The organism is Hydrogenophaga sp. (assembly GCF_026125825.1).
In the GTDB taxonomy this organism is placed as follows: domain Bacteria; phylum Pseudomonadota; class Gammaproteobacteria; order Burkholderiales; family Burkholderiaceae_C; genus Hydrogenophaga.
In genome coordinates, this window is the sequence record NZ_JAHCKK010000045.1 from 14,201 (window position 1) to 36,693 (window position 22,493).

General features: G+C 67.5%; 16 protein-coding genes. 10 read left to right on the forward strand and 6 right to left on the reverse strand.

Features of this window, described 5'->3' with window-relative positions:
* Positions 1–70 precede the first annotated feature (70 nt).
* Positions 71–775, reverse strand: coding sequence for a response regulator (locus KIT86_RS14900; protein WP_297399686.1), 705 nt, complete (start codon positions 773–775; stop codon positions 71–73).
* A complete protein-coding gene (locus KIT86_RS14905; RefSeq protein WP_297399688.1) occupies positions 768–2,324 on the reverse strand; it encodes an ATP-binding protein in 1,557 nt (518 codons plus the stop codon). The genes KIT86_RS14900 and KIT86_RS14905 overlap by 8 nt, the downstream gene beginning before the upstream one ends.
* A 150-nt stretch (positions 2,325–2,474) precedes the next feature.
* Between KIT86_RS14905 and KIT86_RS14910 the strand changes: the two genes are divergently transcribed.
* The 8 genes from KIT86_RS14910 to KIT86_RS14945 all read left to right on the forward strand — a co-directional run bounded on the left by KIT86_RS14910 (position 2,475) and on the right by KIT86_RS14945 (position 12,511).
* Positions 2,475–4,352 carry an efflux RND transporter periplasmic adaptor subunit gene (locus tag KIT86_RS14910; RefSeq protein WP_297399690.1) on the forward strand — a complete coding sequence of 626 codons (1,878 nt, stop codon included), beginning with the start codon at positions 2,475–2,477 and terminating at the stop codon, positions 4,350–4,352.
* The gene (locus tag KIT86_RS14915; protein ID WP_297399692.1) at positions 4,349–6,352 is read left to right on the forward strand and encodes a MacB family efflux pump subunit; all 2,004 of its coding nucleotides are present in this window, start codon (positions 4,349–4,351) and stop codon (positions 6,350–6,352) included. Before KIT86_RS14910 ends, KIT86_RS14915 begins: the two co-directional genes overlap by 4 nt.
* A gap of 8 nt (positions 6,353–6,360) precedes the next feature.
* Positions 6,361–7,770, forward strand: a complete 1,410-nt coding sequence (locus tag KIT86_RS14920) for an efflux transporter outer membrane subunit (RefSeq protein ID WP_297399694.1) — start codon at positions 6,361–6,363, stop codon at positions 7,768–7,770.
* Between the two features lie 160 nt (positions 7,771–7,930).
* Positions 7,931–8,569, forward strand: coding sequence for a PepSY-associated TM helix domain-containing protein (locus tag KIT86_RS14925; protein WP_297399696.1), 639 nt, complete (start codon positions 7,931–7,933; stop codon positions 8,567–8,569).
* A 22-nt stretch (positions 8,570–8,591) separates the two neighbouring features.
* Positions 8,592–9,104 (forward strand): DUF2271 domain-containing protein, encoded by a 513-nt coding sequence (locus tag KIT86_RS14930; RefSeq protein ID WP_297399698.1) that lies wholly within the window; start codon positions 8,592–8,594, stop codon positions 9,102–9,104.
* 17 nt (positions 9,105–9,121) lie between these two features.
* Positions 9,122–10,039: a DUF4198 domain-containing protein gene (locus tag KIT86_RS14935; protein WP_297399700.1), complete on the forward strand. Its 918-nt coding sequence runs from the start codon at positions 9,122–9,124 to the stop codon at positions 10,037–10,039.
* A gap of 76 nt (positions 10,040–10,115) precedes the next feature.
* Positions 10,116–11,135: an FAD:protein FMN transferase gene (locus tag KIT86_RS14940; RefSeq protein ID WP_297399702.1), complete on the forward strand. Its 1,020-nt coding sequence runs from the start codon at positions 10,116–10,118 to the stop codon at positions 11,133–11,135.
* A complete protein-coding gene (locus KIT86_RS14945; protein WP_297399704.1) occupies positions 11,132–12,511 on the forward strand; it encodes a sulfite reductase subunit alpha in 1,380 nt (459 codons plus the stop codon). Before KIT86_RS14940 ends, KIT86_RS14945 begins: the two co-directional genes overlap by 4 nt.
* A gap of 10 nt (positions 12,512–12,521) precedes the next feature.
* On the opposite strand, the gene KIT86_RS14950 is transcribed toward KIT86_RS14945, so the two are convergent.
* The 3 genes from KIT86_RS14950 to KIT86_RS14960 all read right to left on the reverse strand — a co-directional run bounded on the left by KIT86_RS14950 (position 12,522) and on the right by KIT86_RS14960 (position 18,138).
* Positions 12,522–13,202 (reverse strand): Fe2+-dependent dioxygenase, encoded by a 681-nt coding sequence (locus tag KIT86_RS14950; RefSeq protein WP_297399706.1) that lies wholly within the window; start codon positions 13,200–13,202, stop codon positions 12,522–12,524.
* Positions 13,203–13,283: 81 nt separating this feature from the next.
* A complete protein-coding gene (locus KIT86_RS14955; RefSeq protein WP_297399708.1) occupies positions 13,284–15,482 on the reverse strand; it encodes a catecholate siderophore receptor Fiu in 2,199 nt (732 codons plus the stop codon).
* Positions 15,483–15,735: 253 nt separating this feature from the next.
* Entirely contained in the window at positions 15,736–18,138 is a 2,403-nt protein-coding gene (locus tag KIT86_RS14960) for a TonB-dependent receptor (protein ID WP_297399710.1), read from the reverse strand.
* Positions 18,139–18,567: 429 nt separating this feature from the next.
* Between KIT86_RS14960 and ahpC the strand changes: the two genes are divergently transcribed.
* Positions 18,568–19,131 (forward strand): alkyl hydroperoxide reductase subunit C, encoded by a 564-nt coding sequence (ahpC, locus tag KIT86_RS14965; protein WP_291111412.1) that lies wholly within the window; start codon positions 18,568–18,570, stop codon positions 19,129–19,131.
* Between the two features lie 149 nt (positions 19,132–19,280).
* Positions 19,281–20,870, forward strand: coding sequence for an alkyl hydroperoxide reductase subunit F (ahpF, locus tag KIT86_RS14970; protein WP_297399713.1), 1,590 nt, complete (start codon positions 19,281–19,283; stop codon positions 20,868–20,870).
* Positions 20,871–20,925: 55 nt separating this feature from the next.
* On the opposite strand, the gene KIT86_RS14975 is transcribed toward ahpF, so the two are convergent.
* Positions 20,926–22,493 (reverse strand): cation acetate symporter (locus KIT86_RS14975; protein WP_297399715.1); only part of this gene is annotated, 1,568 nt, incomplete at its 5' end.

Consider the following 22,493-nt stretch of genomic DNA (forward strand, 5'->3'; position numbering starts at 1 on the left):
CGCCTGCCGGCGCGGCGTGTCCGATGCCGGACATGCCGCGTCGACGCAGTGAGCAAGCACCGGGGGTGGCTCAAGCCTCATACTTGTACCCGAGGCCGTAGACCGAGTGGATCAGCTCCTGATCGGGGAGCTGTTCCTGGATCTTGCGGCGAAGCTTCTTGATGTGGCTGTCCACGGTGCGGTCGGAGACGACGCGCTCGTCCTGGTACATCGAGTCCATCAGCTGCTCGCGCGAGAAGATGCGGCCAGGGCGCGCGCTCAGCACCTTGAGCAACTGGTACTCCACGGCGGTCAGTCCCAGGTCGTGCCCGGCGATGGTGGCGCGCCAGGCCGCGTCGTCCAGCTTGAGCCCGTGCGGCAGTTCGTCCGGCGCCTCGATGGCATGCGAACCCCGGCGCAGCACCGCCTTGACGCGCGCCACCACCTCGCGCGGGCTGAAGGGCTTGCAGATGTAGTCGTCGGCGCCCAACTCCAGGCCAAGCAGCCGATCGATCTCCTCCACGCGCGCCGTGACCATGATGATGGCAGGCGCCTGCTTGCCCGGCGTGCCTGCGCGAAGCGCCTTGCAAATGTCCAGCCCGCTCTTGCCGGGCAGCATCAGGTCCAGCAGCACCAGGTCCACCGGGTGGTGTTCCAGCCAGTCCTCCACCTCGTCGCCGCGCGCGAGGTGGTGGGTGTCGTAGCCGGACTGCTTCAGGTAGTCCAGCAGCACGCTGGCAATCTTGTTCTCATCCTCGACGATCAGGATGCGACAGGCCGTGTGGCGATCAGCCATGCGCGGTCTCCGTGTTCAGGGGCAGCCAGATGTCCCAGCGCAGGCCGCCGAGCGCGCTGGCCGAGGCCTGCATGCGGCCCCCGTGGCCCACGATGATGGCATGCGCGATCGCCAGCCCCAGGCCGGAGCCGCCGCTGGCGCTGGCGCGCGAGGCGTCCACGCGGTAGAGCCGCTCGGTCAGGCGGGGCAGGGCGTCGGGCGGCACGCCCGGCGAAGTGTCTTCCCAGGTCAGCTGGGCCTCGGTGTCGTGGCGGCGCACCTGCACGCTGAGCGTGGCGGGGTCGGCGCTGTAGCGCTGCGTGTTCTGCATCAGGTTGTTGAGCACCTGGTCGAGCCGGTCGCCGTCGGCGCGGATCTCCACGCCCTCGGCCAGGTCGGTGCGCACCTGAAGGCGCCGCCCCGGCAGGCCGGCCGCATCGCTCAGGTGGTGGCCCACGAAACGGCCGAGGTCGAGCGGGGCGAAGCGGTAGTCCAGCGCGCCCAGGTCGGAGAGGGAGAGCAGCCTGAGGTCTTCCACCAGCCGCGTCAGGCGGCCGACCTCCTGGGCCAGCGAATCGAGGTTGGCCGCGTCGGGTTGGCGGATGCCGTCCTGCAGGGCCTCGATCTCGGCGCGCAGGGTCGCCAGCGGCGTGCGCAGTTCGTGGGCAATGTCGGCGATCCATTGCTGGCGCGCGTGCTGCGCGGCCTGCAGCGAGGTGGCCATGTGGTTGAAGGCGTCGGCCAGCTGGGCGAGTTCGTCGTGGCCGCGCGCGGGCAGGCGCACGCTGTAGTCACCCTTTGCCACGGCCGCCGTGCCTTCGCTGAGCACGTGCAGCCGCCTGGAGAGCCAGCGCGCGATCAGCGCGGCGTTGAGCAGCACGGCCGCCAGCATGCCCAGCGCGATGGCCGCGAAGGTGCGGGTCTGCTGGGCCAGGAACACGCGCTCGAGCGAGGCCACCACCTGCAGGCGCGGCACATAGCCCAGGTAGCCCACCAACTGCCCATCGACCTGGATGGGCTTGAGCACGGCCTGTTCGGTGCGGCCTTCCGGGCCGGCCAGCAGGCCGCGCTGCGGGTCGAGCAGCAGCAGCCGCGGATCGATGGTGAGCGGGGGTGGCACGCTGGGCGTGCCGGGCAACGGCTGCGTCGACGGCGGCGGCGGTGGTGGCGGATGCACATGAGGCTGTGCGTCGGCCGGTGTCTGCGCCGGCGGCAGGGCGGGGGCGGTCGCCTGCGGCTCGGCGGGGCGGCGCGGCATGCGGCCGGTGCCCAGCACTTCGCGCGAGAGGTCTTGCCAGCGCTGGCGGTCTTCGGTGATCCAGGACCAGCTGCCATGCTGGCGATAGCCCTCGGCAAGGCGCGCGATCATGGGCTGCAGGCGGTTTTCGTCGGCCTTGTTCAGGTACTCGACCAGACCCTTGTCGAAACTCCAGCTGTAGATGAGGTAGGCCGACATGACCAGCACGACGTTGGCGCCCGCGATGGCCAGGAAGAGCTTGACGCGCAGGGTGTCCAGGCGCGAAAGCCAGGCCCGGCGGCGGGGCGAAGAGGTGGCAAGGTCGGTCTGCATGGTGTTGCCGAGACTAAACCCAAATCTTTCAAACTTTGTGCAAGCCGCGCGGTGGTGCTTGCTCATTCTTTCCATATTTCCAGGGCAATATCCCGCATCATCCCGGCACGCCCGGCCGGCGACCCCCATCCAGAACCTCAACGCACTGTCATGAACGAAGTCCAACGTGAAGGGGCCAAGGCCCCCGCCGCCCGCCGCCGCAAGACCTGGAAACTGGCGTTGATCGCGCTCGTGGGCCTGGCCGTGCTCGGTGGTGGCGGTTGGGCGTACTACCGATGGGGGCCGGGCGCCAAGACCGAGAGCGCCTACATCACCGCCACGGTGCAGCGCGGTGACATCGAGGACCAGGTCAGCGCCACCGGTTCGCTGCAGCCACGCGACTATGTGGACGTGGGCGCCCAGGTGTCGGGCCAGTTGCGCAAGATCCACGTGGAAGTGGGCAGCGAGGTCAAGGAAGGCGACCTGCTGGCCGAGATCGACGCCGAGACCTCGATGGCGCGCGTGGACGCCAGCCGGGCCCAGCTGCGCTCCCAGCAGGCCCAGATGGGTGAACGCGAGCTCGCGCTGGCCAAGGCCGAGCGCGACCTGCAGCGCCAGAAGAACCTGATGGCCGAGGAGGCGACCACCACCGAGACGCTGCAGAACGCCGAAACCACGGTGAAGACGGCGCGTGCGCAGATCCTGTCGCTCAAGGCCTCGATGGAGCAGCTGCAGGCCAGCATGCGGGTGGAGGAGGCCAACCTGAAGTACACCAAGATCTACGCGCCCATGGCCGGCACGGTGGTGAGCATCACCGCGCGCCAGGGCCAGACGCTGAACACCAACCAGTCGGCGCCCACGCTGATGCGCATCGCCGACCTGTCCGTCATGACGGTGCAGACCCAGGTGTCCGAGGCCGACGTGAGCAAGCTGCGCGGTGGCATGCCGGTGTACTTCACCACCCTGGGCGGCCAGGGGCGCCGGTGGTATGGCGAGCTCAAGAAGATCGAGCCCACGCCCACCGTGACCAACAACGTGGTGCTCTACAACGCGCTGTTCGAGGTGCCCAACAGCAACCGCAGCCTGATGACGCAGATGACCGCGCAGGTGTTCTTCGTGGTGGCCGAGGCCAAGGACGTGCTGGTCGTGCCGATGTCGGCGTTGACGATCCAGCGCGGCCCCCAGGGCAACCGCGGCGGGCAGCAGGGCGGGCCGGGCGGTGCGCGCAACAACCCTGGCGGGGCTGCGGTGCCTGCCGCGCCCTCGGGCGCCACACCCGCACCCGGCGCGCCGGGCGCCGCGCCTGCGGCGCCGACGCAGCGGGGCACGAACACGTCCGCCCTGCCTTCGGCGGCCTTCAAGACGGCGGCCGACACCGTGGTCGCTCAGGCCAGTGGCGAGCGCCCGCGCATGGACCGCGAGACCTTCGAGAAAATGACCGAAGAGGAGCGCGCGCGCTTTCGCGAGCAGCGCCGCAAGGAGCGCGAGGCCGCTGGGGTCGCCGCGCCACAGGGGGACCGCCCGCGCATGAGCCCCGAAGCGTTCCAGAACATGAGCGAAGAAGAGCGTGCCCGATTCCGCGAGCAGCGCCGCAAGGAACGCGAGCAGGCGCAGGCCGATGCGGGCAGCGCTGCCGCGGCAAACGGTGCCGCGGCAAACGGTGCCGCCACGCCGAAACGCCCGGCCCCGGCGGCCGATGCCGCTGGCAAAGGCGCCGCCGCCCCTCAACCCGTGGCGCCGAACGTGAGTGGCATGCCGGCCCGTGGAGACGCGCCCGCGCGCCCAGCCCGAGGCCCCCGCCAGGCCAAGGTCAAGGTCATGGCCGAGGACGGCACGATCGAAGAGCGCGACGTCACCATCGGCATCAGCAACCGGGTGCACGCCGAGGTGCTGTCCGGCCTGAAGGAGGGCGACCGCGTGATCGCTGGCGTGCGTGAGCCGGAGCGCCGTCCCGCCGGCCAGACGCAGGGCACGGGCTTTGGCCCGCCGCAGACCATGGGAGGCCCTGGTGGCATGCCGGCGGGCGCTGCCGGTGGGGCGCGCCGATGAGCCAGCTGCCGCAGCCGGACGAGGCCCAGGCGCTGCGCGCCGCGCCGCAGGGCGCGGGCGTGCCGCTGATCGACCTGAGCGGCATCACCAAGACGTACCACAACGGGGACCTGTCCGTCGAGGTGCTGCACGGCATCGACCTCAAGATCTACCCCGGTGAGCTGGTGGCCATCATGGGTGCCTCCGGTTCGGGCAAGTCCACCCTGATGAACATCCTGGGCTGCCTGGACAAGCCCACCACCGGCCGCTACCTCTTCATGGGCCGCGATGTCTCCGAACTGGAGCGCGACGAACTCGCCGAACTGCGCCGCGACGCCTTCGGCTTCGTGTTCCAGAGCTACAACCTCATCGCCACCGGCACGGCGGCGGACAACGTCGAGGTGCCAGCGGTGTACGCCGGCATCCCGCCGGCCGAGCGCCATCAGCGTGCGAGCGAGCTGCTGGGTTCGCTGGGCCTGGGCGAGCGCATGCACCACCGGCCGAACCAGCTCTCTGGCGGTCAGCAGCAGCGCGTGTCGATTGCCCGCGCCCTCATGAATGGCGGGCGCGTGATCCTGGCCGACGAACCCACCGGCGCACTCGACAGCAAGAGTGGCGCCGACGTGATGGTGCTGCTCAAGGAGCTCGCGGCGCAGGGGCACACGGTGATCCTCATCACCCACGCAGCGGAGGTGGCGCAGCACGCGCAGCGCGTGATCGAGATCAAGGACGGCCACATCCTGGCCGACCCGGGCCCACGCCCGCCCGAAGGCCAGGCCGCGCTGGCGGCGCAGAACTGGACGGCGCGCGCCGGCCGCATCTCGCACCTGAGTGACGTGGTCGAGGCCGCCAAGACCGCGTTGCGCGCACTGCGCGCCAACGTGTTCCGCGCCATCCTCACATTGCTGGGCATCGTGATCGGCGTGGCCTCGGTGATCGCCATGCTCGCCATTGGTGACGGCGCCAAGCAGGTGGTGATCGACCGCATCAGCGCGATGGGCTCCAACCTGCTGCTGGTGCGCCCGGGTGCGCCCAACCAGCGGGGCTTCTCCAGCACCGCCACGCTGGTGCTGGCCGACGTGAACGCGATCGACAAGGAAGTGCCCAACGTGCTGGCGGCCGTGCCCGAGCAAAGCAGCAACGCGACCTTGCGCTACGGCGAGTCCGACTATTCGAGCAGCATCCTGGGCACCTCGTCCAAGTTCCCGCTCGCGCGGCAGTGGAAGGTGCAGCGCGGCACCTTCTTCACCGACGAGGACGAGCAGGAGTACGCCACCGTGGCGGTGCTGGGCCAGACCGTGGCCAAGGCCCTGTTCCCAGGTGGCGAGGAGCCCTTGGGCAAGTACGTGCTGGTCAACAACCTGATCTTCCAGGTGGTGGGCGTGATGAGCACGCGCGGCGCCTCGCCCAACGGCCAGGATCAGGACGACGTGGTGCTGGTGCCCTACGCCACCAGCCAGTTGCGCCTCTCGGGCCAGCGTTTCCTGCGCAACGTGACGGTGGCCGTGTCGGACGTGAGCCGCATCGACGAGACCCAGTCGGCGGTGGAGTCCCTGCTGGCCGAGCGCCATGGCGTGATCGACTTCCAGATCCGCAACATGGCGTCGATCATCGACACCGCGACCGAGACGCAGAACACCATGACGATCCTGCTGGGTTCGATTGCCGCGATCTCGCTGCTGGTCGGTGGCATCGGCGTCATGAACATCATGCTGGTGAGCGTGACGGAGCGCACCCGGGAAATTGGCATCCGCATGGCCACCGGCGCGCGCATGCGCAACATCCTGCAGCAGTTCCTGATCGAGGCGCTGGTGGTCTCGGCGCTGGGCGGCCTGATCGGCGTGGTCATCGGCCTGGGCGTGGCGTTCGTGATCGGCGCCGCCGGCACCGCGGTGCAGTTCTCCGTCACCCCGGTTGTGCTGGCGTTCGGCTGTGCCTTCGCCACCGGCCTGATCTTCGGCTACCTGCCCGCGCGCAAGGCCGCGCGGCTCGATCCTGTCGTGGCCCTGTCTTCCGAATGAGCTCCGTGATGAAACCGTTTTCGTTCCCGTTGGCCAAGCCGCTGGTCCTTGCCGCTGCACTGGCTTTGCAGGCTTGCGCCAGCACCGAGCCCGCCCGCGGGCCGGTGGTCGAGATGCCTGCGGCTTTCGCGCCCTCGCTGCCCGCGGCCGAAGCGCCGGAGCTCACCACCGCCTGGTGGCGGTCGTTTGGCTCGCAGCCGCTGGAGCGCCTGATTGAAGAGGCGCAGGCGGGCAGCCCCGATCTGCGCATCGCGATCGAGCGCATGCGCCAGGCCGACATCGCGTTGCAGCAGGCCGGTGTCTCGCGCCTGCCGTCGGTCAGTGCCAGCGTGGGCAGCTCGGCCGGGCGGACCGAGGCGCCAGGCGTCGCTTCCACCTCGCGCGAGACCAGCAGCCTGGGCCTTTCGGTGAGCTACGAGGTCGACCTCTGGGGCCGCATCGCGGCCGGCGTGCGCGCGGGCGAGGCCTCGTTCCAGGCCAGCCAGTACGACTGGAAGACCGCGCGCCTGACCTTGCTCGCGGCCGTGGCCAACAACTATTTCCTGTGGCTCAACACGGCCGAGCGCCTGCGCATCGCGCGCGAGAACCTGGCCATCGCCGAGCGCGTGCTGGCCATCGTGGAGGCGCGCCAACGCAACGGCGTGGCCACGGCGCTGGAGGTGTCGCAGCAGCGCACCACGGTGCTGTCGCAGCGCACGGCCTTGCTGCCCATCGAGCTGCAGCAGCGCCAGACCGCCACGGCGCTCGCGCTGTTGCTGGGTCGCGTGCCGCAGGGCTACCAGCCCGAGGCGGGCGAGTTCACGCAACTGCGCGTGCCCGCGCTCTCGCCGGGCCTGCCGTCCTCGTTGCTCACGCGCCGCCCGGACCTGGCGTCTGCCGAGGCTCAGCTAGCCGCTTCCGATGCCAATGTGGAAGTCGCTCGCAAGGCGCTGCTGCCGAGTCTGTCGCTGTCGGCCTCGGGCAGCCTGGGCACCTCGGCCCTGATCAGCCTGGCCGACCCCACGCGCAGCGTGTCCTTGGGCATTTCGCTGGCGCAGTCGATCTTTGACGGCGGGCGCCAGCGGCTGCAGATCCGCAGCACCGAGTCCCAGCGCGTGGTGCTGATCGAGAACTACGGCAAGGCCATCCGCACCGCGCTCAAGGAAGTGGACGACGGCCTGGGCAATGTGGAACGCAGCCAGCGCCAGGAGGCGCTGCAGCGCGAGGTGGTGGCACAGGCGCGGCGATCGCTGCAACTGGCCGAACTGCGCTACCGCGAGGGCAGTGGCGACCTGCTCTCGGTGCTGGACGCGCAGCGCACCCTGTTTACCGCCCTCGATGCCTTGGCCACTCAAAGCCTCTCGCGCCTGACCGCCGCACTGGACCTGTACAAGGCCCTGGGCGGCGACTGGGCCGGTCCGCCTCCGCCGATTTCCTGAAGCCCAGGAGCAGGGCACGCCACATTTTTGCGGCGTGCCCTGCGTTTTTATAAATGAGAATCGTTATAATTCTCAGGCTGATGAGCGAAGGCGGAATCCGGCCTCGCAACGACCCGCATGCCGTTGGCTTCCGATCCGTTTCTGCCTTGTCCCTACTCCCGTGAAGAACCCTTCTGCTGCGCAAGCGGCGTCCCACCGCGCCTACTGGCTCAAGACCCTGCACCAGTGGCACTGGATCAGTTCGGCGCTGTGCCTGATCGGCATGCTGCTGTTCGCCTTCACGGGCATCACGCTCAACCACGCGGCCGACATCGCGGCCGCCCCGCAGGTGCAGCAGAAGGTGGTGCAGCTGCCCGCCGAACTGCAGGCATCGCTGGCGCCCAAAGACGATGAGCCCGACAACGCGGTGCTGCCCCCGCCCGTGCACCGCTGGCTGGCCGAGGCGCTCGATGTGCCCTTGCCCGGCGCGGCGGCCGAGTGGTCGCCGGAAGAAATCTACCTTTCGCTGCCCCGTCCCGGTGGCGATGCCTGGCTGCGCATCGAGCGCGATTCGGGCAGTGTGGAGTACGAGCGCACCGACCGGGGCTGGATCTCCTACCTGAACGACCTGCACAAGGGCCGCCACACCGGCCTGGCGTGGAAGTGGTTCCTCGACATCTTCTCGGTGGCTTGCCTGGTGTTCTGCATCACCGGCCTGTTCATCCTCAAGTTCCACGCGACGAGCCGCCCCACCACCTGGCCCATGGTGGGCGCGGGCCTGGTGATTCCCTTGTTGCTCGTGATCCTGTTCATCCATTGATTGCCCAAGGAGCTGCGTTCTCATGTTGATCCGATACGCCACCGCCATTTCCGCGGCGGGGTTTGCCTTCCCCGCCCTGGCCGCCGACATGGCGCTCAAAGTCGAGATTCCGCGCTTGAGCGTGGCGGAGTACCACCGCCCCTACGTGGCGATCTGGATCGAGAAGAACGACCAGTCGTTCGCGGGCAACCTCGCGGTCTGGTACGACATCAAGATGCGCAACAACGAGGGCACCAAGTGGCTCAAGGACATGCGCGCCTGGTGGCGCAAGAGTGGCCGCGAGCTGACGATGCCGGTGGATGGCATCAGCGGCGCCACGCGCGCGCCCGGCGAGCAGTCGGTGCAGTTCGCCGACACGGGCGCGCTGGGCAAGCTGGCCCCCGGTGAGTACCACGTCGTGCTCGAAGCCGCACGCGAAGTGGGTGGCCGCGAAGTGGTGAAGGTGCCCTTCGTGTGGCCCCCGAAGGCCGCCACCACGACACAAGCCCGTGGCGAACACGAACTCGGCGCGATCAGCGTCACCGTCAAACCCTGACCCGACTGGAGACCCTCATGAAGACCCCCTCTGCCCGCGCCCGCGTTGTCACCCTGGCCGCCGCGGCCATGCTGGTCCTGCCAGCGGCCGTGCACGCGCACCGCTCCTGGCTGCTGCCCTCGGGCACCATCTACTCGGGCCAGCTGCCCTGGGTGTCGGTGGATGCCGCCGTCTCCAACGACATCTTCTATTACGAGCACAACGCCGCAGGCCTGGACAACCTGGTGGTGATCGGGCCCGATGGCCAGCCGGTGCAGGCCGAGAACCAGGCCAAGGGCCGCTACCGCAGCATGTTCGATGTGAAGCTCGACAAGCCCGGGACCTACCGCCTCGCGCTGGTGAACGACACCCTCATCGCCAGCTTCAAGGTCGGCACCGAGACCAAGCGCGTGCGCGGCACGGCCGAATCGCTGGCCAAGGAAATCCCCGCCAACGCGGAAGACCTGCGCGTGAGCCAGTCGCAGAACCGCGTCGAGACCTTCGTGACCTCCGGCAAGCCAACCACCGAAGCCCTCAAGCCCACGGGCCGCGGCATCGAGCTGGTGCCGGTGACGCATCCCAACGACCTGGTGGAAGGCGACACCGCCACCTTCCGCTTCATCGACAACGGCAAACCCGCCGCCGGCTATGCGGCCACCGTCATCCTGGCCGGCCTGCGCTACCGCAGCGAGCTGGGTGAGATCCGCACCACCACCGACGACAAGGGCGAGATCAAGGTCAAGTACTCAGCCGCCGGCATGTACTGTGAACATTGCACCGCCGCGCGCGCCCGGCATGGGTGGCCCCGGGTGGCGGTGCGGGCGGTCCTGCTGCGGGCGGCGGCGCTCGCCGCCGACGCCCCGCGCCCACTGCGCCGGCGGGCCCCAAGCTGGCACGCTGGCCGAACCGTGCGCTGCTCGGGCTACAGCCTGACGCTGGAAGTCCTGCCCCGCTGATGCCTCGGCGAACGCCGGCACGCCCCAGGCCATGGCGAAGGCTGGGGTGGTCTGCCTGTCTTGCGACCCAAGCCATATGAACCGCGTGCTCGTGCCCCTGGAACTGGATGGCTCCATGCCCTTGCTGGGTGCCCAGGCACACCGCCTGGACGGGCAGACCATGGGCACGACCTGGCAGGTGCTGTGGGTGGCGGCCGGGCCTTCGCGCAGCGAACCCGTGCGCGTGGCCGTGCAGCAAGAGCTGGACCTCGTCGTCGCGCAGATGAGCACCTGGCTGGAGCGTTCTGAGCTGGAGCGCTTCAACCGCGCCCCGGCAGGCACATGGCACACCGCGCCCGAGGCGATGGCCGAGGTGTTGGAGGCGGCCCTGTGGCTGGCCGAGGCGTCCGGCGGGGCGTTCAACCCCGCTGCGGGCGCGCTGGTGAACCTCTGGGGTTTCGGCCCCAGCCCGCGCTACACCGATCCGGGCTTTGTGCCGCCGACGGATGGCGCCGTGGAGGACGCGCTGCGGCTTAACGACTGGCGCGCCTTGCAATGGCAGGGGGCCAGCCGCCGGCTGTACCAACCCGGAGGCCTGCGGCTGGATTTCTCGGCCATCGCCAAGGGTTATGTGGTGGACCGCGTGTCGCGCCGCTTGAAGGACATGGGCCTGCCCCACAGCCTGGTGGAGGTGGGGGGCGAACTTCGCGGCCAAGGCCTGCGGCTGGGCGGCCAGCCCTGGTGGGTGGACCTCGAATCGCCGCCCGCCGCGACCGGGTCGGCACGGCTGCCCACGACCCGCGTGGCCCTGCACGGGCTGTGCGTGGCCACCTCGGGGGACTACCGGCGCGTGTACACCCACGGCGGTGTGCGCTGGCCGCACACCATTGACCCGCGACACGGCCGGCCGCTGGCCAACGGCCTGGCGTCGGTGAGCGTGCTGCACCGCGAGTGCCTCTGGGCCGATGCCTGGTCCACCGCGCTGACCGTGCTCGGCAACGAGGAGGGTGTGGCCCTGGCGAGCGCGCACGGCATCGCGGCGCTGTTCGTGCAGCGAGAGCCCGACGGCCGCTTGACCGAAACCCTCACACCCGCGATGAAGGAACTCGCCGGATGACCAGCGAAAAATGGCTCTTCGCATTGGCCACGGTGCTCGGCTACGCGCTGCTTTGCGGCGCCGTGGCCTGGCAGCACCGCAACCGCCAGCGCGCCGCGCAGCGCCGGGTGCAGGCGCTGCTGCCGGCGACACCCGGCGTGCCCGCCTGGTGGGTGGCTTACGCCAGCCAGACCGGCCAGGCCGAAGAGCTGGCCCTGCAGACGGCGCAGGCCTTGCACACGGCCGGCGTGCCGGTGCGCCTTGCCCCGCTGAGTCAGCTTCGCCTGGCCGATCTGCAGCAGGCCGATCGCCTGCTCTGCATCGCGAGCACCTACGGCGAAGGCGATCCGCCCGACAGCGCCGTGCCGTTCGCGCGGCAGGTGATGGCCGATGCGGACGTCACGCTGTCGCACCTGCATGTGGGCCTGCTGGCGCTGGGCGACAGGACCTACGCCCATTTCTGCGGATTCGGCCGCCAGCTGGACCAGTGGCTGACGGGCCGGGGCGCGCAGGCCCTGTTCGAGCGCATCGAGGTCGACAAGAGCGATCCGGACGCACTGCAACGCTGGCGCCAGCACCTGGCGCACCTGGCTGGCACCAGCGACCTGCCGGACTGGGACGCGCCGGCCTTGCAGGCCTGGCGCTTGCGCGCGCGCCGCCACCTCAACCCCGGCAGTGCCGGTGAAGAAGTGCATCACATGGAACTGGTGCCCGAAGAGACTGGCGCGGCCTTGCCCGAGTGGCAGGCCGGCGACCTGGTGCAGGTGGAAGTGCCCGGCGCGCCGGGCGAGCCGCGCGATTACTCCATCGCCTCGGTGCCGCAGGACGGGGCGGTGCACCTGCTGGTGCGCCGCACGCGGCGCGCCGACGGCAGCCCGGGCGTGGCCTCGGGCTGGCTGACGCGGGTCGCGCAGCCCGGTGACACCGTCATGCTGCGCGTGCGCCCGCATGGCGGTTTTCGAGTGGGCGACAACGCCGGGCGCCCGCTGATCCTGATCGGGAACGGCACGGGCCTGGCGGGTCTGCGCGGGCACATGCGGGCGCGCGTGGCCGCGGGAAAAGGCCAGGCGCCCATGTGGTTGCTGTTCGGCGAACGCAACGCGGCGTGCGATGCGCACTACCGCGACGAGATCGACGCCTGGCAGCGTGGTGGCTGGCTCCGCCGCGTGGACTGGGTCTTCTCGCGCGACCAGGCCGAGCGGCGCTACGTGCAGCACGCCCTGGCCGAGGCCGCCGCGGACCTGAAAGACTGGGTCGGGCAGGGCGCGGCGGTCTATGTGTGCGGCAGCCTCGAAGGCATGGCTGGTGAGGTGAACGCCACGCTGCAACAGATCCTTGGCGAAGAAACGCTGCAGCAGCTCACAGCCGACGGTCGCTACCGCCGCGACGTGTACTGACGCGCTGCGTTCAAGTCTGCGCCCACTGCTGGAGCAGCTTGTGGTAGTGGCCCGTCAGCGCCACCACCTCGGCGCTGTCGCCCAACTGGTGGCGCAGCTTGAGGATGGTCATGTCCAGCTCGAACAGCATCGAGCGCCGCCATGCGTCGCGCACCAGGCTTTGCGTCCACAGAAACGAGGCGACGCGCACGCCACGGGTGACCGGCTCCACGCGGTGCAGGCTGGTGGACGGGTAGACGATCGCATCGCCCGCTTCGAGCTTGATCTCGTGCGTGCCAAAGCTGTCCTCGGCGATCAGTTCGCCGCCTTCGTACTCGTCGGGTGAACTGAGGAAGACGGTGGTGGACACATCGGTGCGCACCTTCTGGCCGCTGAAGCGGTCGGTCTGGATGGTGTTGTCGATGTGGTTGCCATAGTGCCCACCGCTTTCGTAGCGGTTGAACATGGGCGGGAGCATGGTGGCGGGCAGCACGGCCGAGACGAACAGCGGGTGGCGCTGCAGCGCCTGCGCGATGCGCTGCGACAGCGTTGCGAACACAGGCGATGCGGTGTCGAGCTGCAGGTTGCGCTTGACGTTGGCCGCTTGCGGCCCGGTGGAGCGCAGACCGTCCACCCAGCCCTGGGTGTCGAGCACCTGGCGGATGTCGGCCACCTCGGGTGGCGTGAGAACCTGGGGAATTTGCAGCAGCATGGACTGGGCTCCTGAAACGGGAAAAGGCCCGCCAGGGGGCGGGCCTTTTTTTGACCGCGGTGTGATGGCGGGTGGTGGGGATCAGAACTTCACGTTGGCCGTCAGCGCCGCGGAGCGGGGCAGGCCCAGCGCCAGCCGGCCGCCGCCGTTGTTCAAGGCCATCAGGTATTCCTTGTCGAACAGGTTGTAGATGTTCAGGCGCAGGCTGACCTTGTCGGTCAGCTGGTAGGCGACCATGGCATCGGCGACCCAGGACGAGGGGATGCTGGGCACGTTGCCCGTGCCGCCCACGGTGACGACGCGCTTCTGCTCGGAGGTGTAGCGAGCACCCAGGCCCAGCGTGAGCTTGTCCAGCTGGTACGAACTCCACACGGTGGCGGTGAGATCGGGCGACCAGCGCACGCCGTCGGTGACCGTGACCACGCCGGTGGTGGCGTTGCGCGAGCGCTGGTTGAGCGCCTTCGTGCTGGTCTTGGCCAGGCCGGCCGTGATCTGCCAGAAGTTGGTGATCTGGCCCACGGCCGACAGCTCGAGGCCTTGCACACGGGTCTTGCCGTATTGGAAGGTCTGTCCGGTGATCGGGTCTTGCGACGTCTGGCCGTCGTTCTCGGTGCGAAAGAGCGCTGCGGCCACGTTCAGGCGCTTGTTCAGCAGTTCCCACTTCGTGCCCAGCTCGACCGTGTCGGTCTTCTGCGGGTCCAGTGTCGAATTGGCCTGGTTGGTGGGCGAGCTGTTCAACTGGAAGTTGCTGGTGCCTGGAGGGGTCGCCGAGGTGGCATAGGACGCATACACGCTGCCGTTTTCAGCGGGCTTGTAGACGCTGCCCACGCTCCAGCTCACGAGGCTGCGCGAATCGTCCAGCAAAGTGCGAACGCCCGCCGCGGTGACGTTGTCGGTACTGAGCTTGTAGACATCCACGCGCAGGCCACCGTTGATCGACCAGCGCTCGTTGAGCTTGGCGTTGTCGAACGCGTAGGCGCTGATGGTGTTGGTCGTGCCGCCCGTGACGCCGCCCGTGCGCCCACCGAAGTCGGCCATGGTCTGGAACGGGTCCGGGTTGTACAGGTTGGCCGCTGGTGTCGTGCCCACGGCCGTGCCACGGTCGAAGGCATTCTGCTTTTCATGCAGCAACTCCACGCCCGCGGCCAGGGCGTGCTCCATGCCGCCAGCCTTGAACTCGGTGTTCACGCTGGTCTGGTTGGCCAGGATGCTGTTTTCCTGGTCCACGCGCTGGCGCGAGCGGTTGACGGTCCAGGCGGACTGCGCACCCGCGGTGGTGATGCCGGTGTTGCCTGTGTTCACGCCCGTGAGCGTGCGGTCCATGCTCGTGCGGCCGTAGCGCGTGACGTTGCGGATGGTCGTGCGCTCGCCGAGGTCGTGCTCGACCTTGACGGTGAACATGTCGGCATCCACCTTTTCGCGGTCATTCACGCTGCCGTAGAAGTTTTCACGGCGGACCTTGGGACCGATGGCCGTGGTGTAGCCCTCGTAACCGATCGCAGGAATGCCGCCATCGGGCACGTTGTCCTGGCGCAGGTGCTGGCTGAAGAGGTGCACGCGGGTGGGCGTGCCCAGGCCGGCGACGTAGGACAGACCAAGCCCATAACCCTTGTTCTTGACGTAGTCGCGGCCATCGACGCCGCTGTCCTGCGCCATGGCGTTGAGCCGGAATGCGGAGGTGTCGCTGAGCTGCTTGTTCAGGTCCACGGTGGCGCGCTTGCGGCTTGCCGTGCCGATCGTGCCCGAAGCGCTGCTCTCGTCGCCCAGGTGGGCCTGCTTGGAAATCAGGTTGATGAAGCCAGAGCTCGCGCCACGGCCGGTCTCGGCGCCTGCGGCGCCCTTGACGATCTCGACCTGTTCCAGGTTGAAGGTGTCGCGCGTGACGGCGCCGAGATCGCGGATGCCGTCCACGAACGTGCTCTGTTGCAGCGAGAAACCGCGCAGCTGGAAGGTGTCGCCGGCCGAGGTGTTGCCGTTCTCACCCATCTGCATGGTGATGCCGGGGGTGTTGCGCAGCGCTTCCATCAGCGTGACCGCGCCTTGCTCTTCCAGCACTTCCTTCTTGATGATCTGGATGGTCTTGGGCGTGTCCACCAGCGGTGCCGTCAGCTTGTCGTTGGCCGACCTGTCGGCCTTGTACGGCACCTCGGGGGCTTCCTTGACGGTCACCGTGGGCAGGGTGGTGGTCTGCTGCGCCATGCCGGCGGCAGGAACGGAGGCGGCCAGGAGCGCCAGGAGATGAACGGGTTTGCTGTGCTTGCGGCTGCGGATATGGGCCATGGATAAGTCCTTGCGATGCGGTGCGATGGTGTGTTGGCTGGCGGGCTTCCACATCGCTCCGGCTCGGTGCAAGGGCACGGCTGGTCGTCTGGGGGCTTTGGCTGGCTTCGGCCGGGATTATCACAAATAAAAATCATTCCTATTCACAATTTTTCCACTTTGTTGTGAATTGGCGTCAGGAACGACTCAACGCGCCAGGGCCCGAGGGCCGTGGCGCGCGCCGCTGAACAGGTCAGCGCTGGGGGGCGGTGGGTCAGAACCGGGCGTTCAGGCTGATCCAGAAGTTGCGGGCCTTGGCCTTGACGTTGTAGTCGTCGCGGAAGACCGGCTGCTGGCCGCCCACGCAGGTGTTGCCGCTGGTGCAGCTGGTGAAGCTGGTGCTGTAGCTCGTGAAGTCATGGTCCAGCAGGTTGTTGATGCGGGCGTTGAGCGTCACGTTCTTGCTGATGCGGTAGCTGCCGCCGAGGTGCAGCATGTTGTAGGGCTTGTAGTACATCGCGCTGTTGGTCAGCGCGTCCCAGCCGCGGTAGCGGTCGGAGACGGCCTCCAGGTTCAAGAACAGTTCCAGCGAAGGCGTGGCCGACCACGACAGCGCGGCGTTGGCCATGTGCTTGGCGCTCTCCGACAGCGGTCGGCCGATGGCGGCACCGGTTTTCTGTTCCGAATCGGTGTAGGTGTAGTTGGCGCGCACCGTCCACGTGGGTGAAAGGCGGTAGCGGCCCGCCAGCTCCAGGCCCTTGAGTTCCGCGCGGCTGATGTTTTGCGTCTGGCTGAAGGACGCGAAGCCCAGGTCGCGCCAGCCCAGCCCGACGTCGGCGCAGGGCACGCCCGGTGCAGCGCCTTCGCAGTTGGCGATGGTGGGGCCGCCGCTGTCGATCTTGTCCTTGAAGCGGTTCTGGAACACCGTGGCGTTGAAGCTGTGGCCGTTGGTGCTGTTGAAGTAGGCCGCGAGTTCACCGTTGACGCTGGTCTCGGGCTTGAGGTCGGGATTGCCGACAAAGGGCGATGTGCCCTGGCCGCCAAAGCCGGTGATCCCCGGGAACAGCTGGCTGGTCTTGGGCGTCTTGTAGCCGGTGCTCACGCCACCCTTGAACGTCCACGAAGGGTTGGCTTCCCACACGCCATAGACGCGCGGGCTGGTCTGCCCGCCGAAGATGTTGTGGTTGTCATGGCGCAAGCCGGTGGTCAGGGTGAAACCGGGACGCAGCTGCCAGTTGCCCTCGGCGAACACCGAGGTCATTTCATGCTTCTGTACAGTGCCGGGCTGCGGGTTGTTGCCGAACATGCCAAAGGTGCCGTCTTCCATCTCGCCGTCGATGTACTGACCGCCCACCACGACCAGGTGGTTGCCCAGCGGGATGTCCAGCTTGCCGTCCAGTGTGTACTGGCGGGTCTCCATCACGCGCGCAGGGCGCGGCAGGAAGGACTCCAGCGTGGCGCGCTGCGCAGGCGTCATGTTGTTGAGCTTGGCCGTCGCGTTGGCGCCCGGAACGGCGGCCCACAATGCTTGGAGACGGGTCCGCTCCTCGGGTGAGAACGGCAGGGTCCGGCCCTTGTTGGCCGTGTCCACGTAGGAGAGGGAGATCTCGCTGTTGCCGATGTCCCACTTGCCCTTGTGCGTCAGCGACCATTGGTCGCGCGTGAACTTCTGCTCGGGCAGGTAGCCCACCTGGGGGGCTGCGAACGTGGCGTTGTTGGAGCGCCAGATGGTGGCGATGCTGTCCACCGTGCCCAGCGGGAAGCTGCCGTCGGCTTCGGGCCGGTTGTTGTAGGTCTGCCGCGACGTGTCGACATCGAACAGGAACTCATGGCGCGCGCTGGGTGTGAGCGCCAGGCGCATGCCCAGGCTCTGGTTCTTGTTGTCCACCGTCTTGCCGCCGCCACCGAAGCCCAGGGCGCGCGGGCGCACGGCACCGTTCGGATACACCACGTCCGCGTACTCGGGGCGCGATGCATCGCGGTCGTACAGGCTGCCGCGCAGCTGCAAGCCCAGCACACCCGGTTGGATCGGGCCCATGAGGTTGAAGTCGGTGGTCTTGTCGTCGCCGAAGGCGCTGTTGCCCTGGATGGTGAAGGACTGCGTGACCGATCCGGTCCACTGATCGGGGATCTTGCGGGTGATGATGTTGATCACCCCGCCCAGCGCGTCCGCGCCGTACAGCGTGGACATCGGGCCGCGGATGACTTCGATCCGCTCGATCGTCTCGATCGGCGGGATGTGGTTGAACTGGTTGCCCCCAAAGGAGTTGGGGTACAGGTCGCCGTTGTTGTTCTGGCGCTTGCCGTCGATCAGGATCAGTGTGTAGTCAGCGCCCATGCCCCGGATGCTGATGGTGCCCTGGCCGGTCTTGTCCGTGGTCTCGCCCACGTCCACGCCCTCGATGTCGCGCACGGCATCCAGCAAGGTGGTGTAGGGGCGCTTCGCCAGGTCTTCGCGCGTGACCACGGAGATGCTCGCGGGGGCGTCTGCGATCTTCTGTTCGACGCCCGAGGCCGAGACGACGACCTCGGACAAAGAGCCGCCGGCTTGCTGTGCGTGGGCGCTGCCCAGGCTCAGGGCGCACAGGCTGCAGGCCAGGGCCGTGGCTTGCATGGGAAAGTGGTAACCCGACAAAACGCCGCGCCGGCCAGCCGACGGGGTGGATGCTCTGGACATCAAAAATCCTTACGTATGCATGCGTTGATGGAGTTGGCTGGCATGCATCCACTCGGTGTCGCGCGCATCGCACAGGGCAAGGGCAGGGAGGGGCGGGCTGGCTACTTTTCTTATTATTACAAATGAAAACCATTCTTGTTAAGTTTTCGATAATTTTTTTGTGATAGCTGATGGAAATCTGGTCGGAAATCCTCCGTCAGGAGCGCGGTTTGCCCGCTCAAATCGCACCTCAACGGCGGTGTCGCCAGATTGTGGTAAACACGAATCGCCCGCATCGGGCGAGTTGCTGCACGGCAACAAGAAAAGCTATCGGGTGCATAAACACTATCAATCCTGAAGATTGGTAGTTATTTGCTATCATTCGTCCCAAGGCGATTCGGAAAACCCTTTCTGGTCGCTCCCTCTTTTCAACCCAACCCAAGGAAAACCATGTCCCTGATCAATACCACCGTCCAGCCTTTCAAGACCACGGCCTTCCTGAACGGCAAGTTCATTGATGTGAGCGACGAGACGCTGAAGGGCAAGTGGTCGGTGCTGATCTTCATGCCCGCGGCCTTCACCTTCAACTGCCCGACCGAAGTGGAAGACGCGGCAGAGAACTACGCCGAGTTCCAGAAGGCCGGCGCCGAGGTCTACATCGTCACGACCGACACGCACTTCTCGCACAAGGTGTGGCACGAAACCTCGCCCGCCGTGGGCAAGGCGAAGTTCCCGCTGGTGGGCGACCCGACCCACGTGCTGACCAACGCTTTTGGCGTTCACATCCCCGAAGAAGGCTTGGCGCTGCGTGGCACCTTCATCATCAACCCCGAAGGCACGATCAAGACCGCCGAGATCCACTCCAACGAGATTGCCCGCGACGTGAAGGAAACGCTGCGCAAGCTCAAGGCCGCCCAGTACACCGCCGCCCACCCTGGTGAAGTGTGCCCGGCCAAGTGGAACGAAGGCGCCAAGACCATCGCGCCCTCGCTGGACCTGGTCGGCAAGATCTGATCCACCGTTCAACCTGAGATGAGGCGCTGCCTCACCGGTTGCACATCGAAGAACCCGCGGGCCCAGAAGGCCCGCCGGGTGGACCCCTGGCCGCCTTTCAATCCATGAGGAGGCCGGTTCTCAAAGTCGCTTGATAAAGGAAATACGACATGTTGGACGACACCCTCAAGGCTCAACTCGGCGCTTATCTGGAGCGCGTGACCCAACCTTTCGAGATCGTCGCCTCCTTGAGCGACTCTGAGAGCTCCCGGGAAATGCTTGACCTGCTGCAGACCATCCAGGCGCTGCGCAGCGACAAGATCACCCTGAAGACAGACGGCCAGGACGCCCGCCGGCCTTCTTTCACCCTGCGGCGCACCGGCAGCGAGACTTCGCTGCGCTTCGCCGGCCTGCCACTGGGCCACGAGTTCACGTCGCTGGTGCTGGCGCTGCTGTGGACCGGCGGTCATCCGCCCAAGGTTGAGCCGGATGTGCTCGAACAGATCCAGGCGCTGGACGGTGACTTCAATTTCGAGGTCTACATGTCACTGACCTGCCACAACTGTCCGGACGTGGTGCAGGCGCTGAGCCTGATGGCGATCCAGAACCCGAAGATCAAGACCACGGTCATCGAAGGCGGCGCCTTCCAGGACGAGGTGACGGCGCGCGAGATCATGGCCGTGCCCATCGTCTTCCTCAATGGCCAGGTGTTCGGCTCAGGCCGCATGACGGTGGAAGAGATCGTCGGCAAGCTCGACGTGAACGCCGATGCGCGCGAAGCCGCGAAGCTCAATGCCAAGGACCCGTTCGATGTGTTGATCGTCGGTGGTGGCCCCGCTGGCGCGGCCGCGGCGGTGTATGCCGCCCGCAAGGGCATCCGCGTGGGCGTGGCGGCCGAGCGTTTCGGCGGCCAGGTCAATGACACGATGGCGATCGAAAACTACATCAGCGTGCTCGAAACCGACGGCCCGAAGTTCGCTGCGGCGCTTGAAGCGCAGGTGCGCCACTACGACGTCGACATCATGAACCTGCAGCGCGCCGACAAGCTGATCCCCGCGAGCGAGCCCAATGGCCTGGTGCAGGTGCGCATGGCCAACGGCGCGACGCTGAGCGCACGCAGCGTGATCCTGTCCACCGGTGCACGCTGGCGCAATGTCAACGTCCCCGGCGAGGCGGAGTACCGCAACAAGGGCGTGGCGTATTGCCCGCACTGCGACGGCCCGCTGTTCAAGGGCAAGCGCGTGGCGGTGATTGGTGGCGGCAACTCCGGCGTCGAGGCCGCGATCGACCTGGCCGGCATCGTGCAGCATGTGACGCTGATCGAGTTTGCCGATGCCCTCAAGGCCGATGCGGTGCTGGTGAGCAAACTCAAGAGCCTGCCCAACGTGGACATCCACGTGAACGCGCAGACCACCGAGATCACCGGCGCTGACGGAAAGGTCAATGGCTTGAGCTACAAGGACCGCGTGAGTGGCGACGTGCAGCACGTCGAGCTCGAGGGCGTGTTCGTGCAAATCGGCCTGGTGCCCAACACCGAGTTCCTCAAGGGCACGGTGGAGCTGAGCCGCTTTGGTGAAATCGTGGTGGACGCCAAGGGCCACACCAGCGTGCCGGGCGTGTTCGCGGCGGGCGATGCGACGACGGTGCCGTACAAGCAGATCGTGATTGCGGCGGGCGAGGGCTCGAAGGCCGCGCTCAGCGCCTTCGACCACCTGATCCGCCAGCCGGTGGCGGCCCCTGCCGAGGCCGTCGCGGCCTGATACCACCCAGCCGGTGCCGAGGCGACGCCTCGGCACCGGCTTGTGCTTGTGCTTGTCAGTGCGCGGCGGCGGCGGCCGCGCCGATGCCGGTCTCCGAGCGCACTTGCTGGGCCAGGAAGCCAGCGCGATCCACCCGTGCGCGCTCGCTCTTGTCCAGCACCGAGAACAGCCAGATGCCCAGGAAGCCGATCGTCATCGAGAACAGCGCAGGCGAGGTGTACGGGAACAGCGCCGACCCTTTGGGATTGCCCAGCGTGGCCTCCCACACCGAGGGCGAGACCACGGTGAGGGCCACCGAAGACACCAGGCCCAGGAAGCCACCGATGACCGCGCCCTTGGTGGTGCAGTCCTTCCACAGCACGCTCATGAAGAGCACGGGGAAGTTGGCCGAGGCCGCGATGGCGAAGGCCAGCGAAACCATGAAGGCGATGTTCTGCTTCTCGAAGGCAATGCCCAGCACCACCGCGACGATGCCCAGGCACACCGTGGTGATCTTGGACACCCGCAACTCTGCGGCCGAGTCGGCTTTGCCCTTCTTCAGCACGGTGGCGTAGAGGTCGTGCGACACGGCCGAGGCGCCCGAGAGCGTGAGGCCGGCCACCACGGCCAGGATGGTCGCGAAAGCCACGGCCGAGATGAAGCCAAGGAACACGTTGCCACCCACGGCGTTGGCGAGGTGAACGGCCGCCATGTTGTTGCCGCCGAGCAGCCCGCCCTTGGCATCGAGGAACTGCGGGTTGGTCAGCACGAAGGTGATGGCGCCGAAGCCGATGATGAAGGTCAGCAGGTAGAAGTAGCCGATCCAGCCGGTGGCCCACATCACGGACTTGCGCGCTTCCTTGGCGCTGGGCACGGTGAAGAAGCGCATCAGGATGTGAGGCAGGCCGGCGGTGCCAAACATCAGCGCCATGCCGAAGCTGATGGCCGAGATCGGGTCCTTGACGAAGTTGCCTGGCCCCATGATGGACTGCCCGATGGAGGCCGCCGCCTCGGCGACCTTGCCGTCCTTGAGCGCGAGTTCGGTCTTGATCTTCACGGCACCGGCGAACATGGCTTCGGGGCTGAAGCCGAAGTGCAGCAGCACCATGAAGGCCATGAAAGACGCGCCGCCCAGCAGCAGGCAGGCCTTGATGATCTGCACCCAGGTGGTGGCTGTCATGCCGCCGAAGAGCACGTAGATCATCATCAGCGCGCCGACGATGACCACCGCGATCCAGTATTCCAGGCCGAACAGCAGCTTGATCAGCTGCCCCGCGCCGACCATCTGGGCGATCAGGTAGAAGGCGACCACCACCAGGGTGCCCGAGGCCGCGAAGATGCGGATCGGTGCCTGCTGGAAGCGGAATGCCGCCACGTCGGCAAAGGTGAACTTGCCCAGGTTGCGCAGGCGTTCGGCCATCAGGAACAGGATGATCGGCCAGCCGACGAAGAAGGACAGCATGTAGATGTAGGCATCCACACCCTGCGCGTACATCATCGCGGTGAGACCGAGCAGCGTGGCGGCGGACATGTAGTCGCCGGCGATCGCGAGGCCGTTCTGGAAGCCGGTGATGCCGCCGCCGGCGGTGTAGAAGTCGGCGGTCGACTTGGTGCGGCTGGCGGCCCAGTAGGTGATGCCCAGGG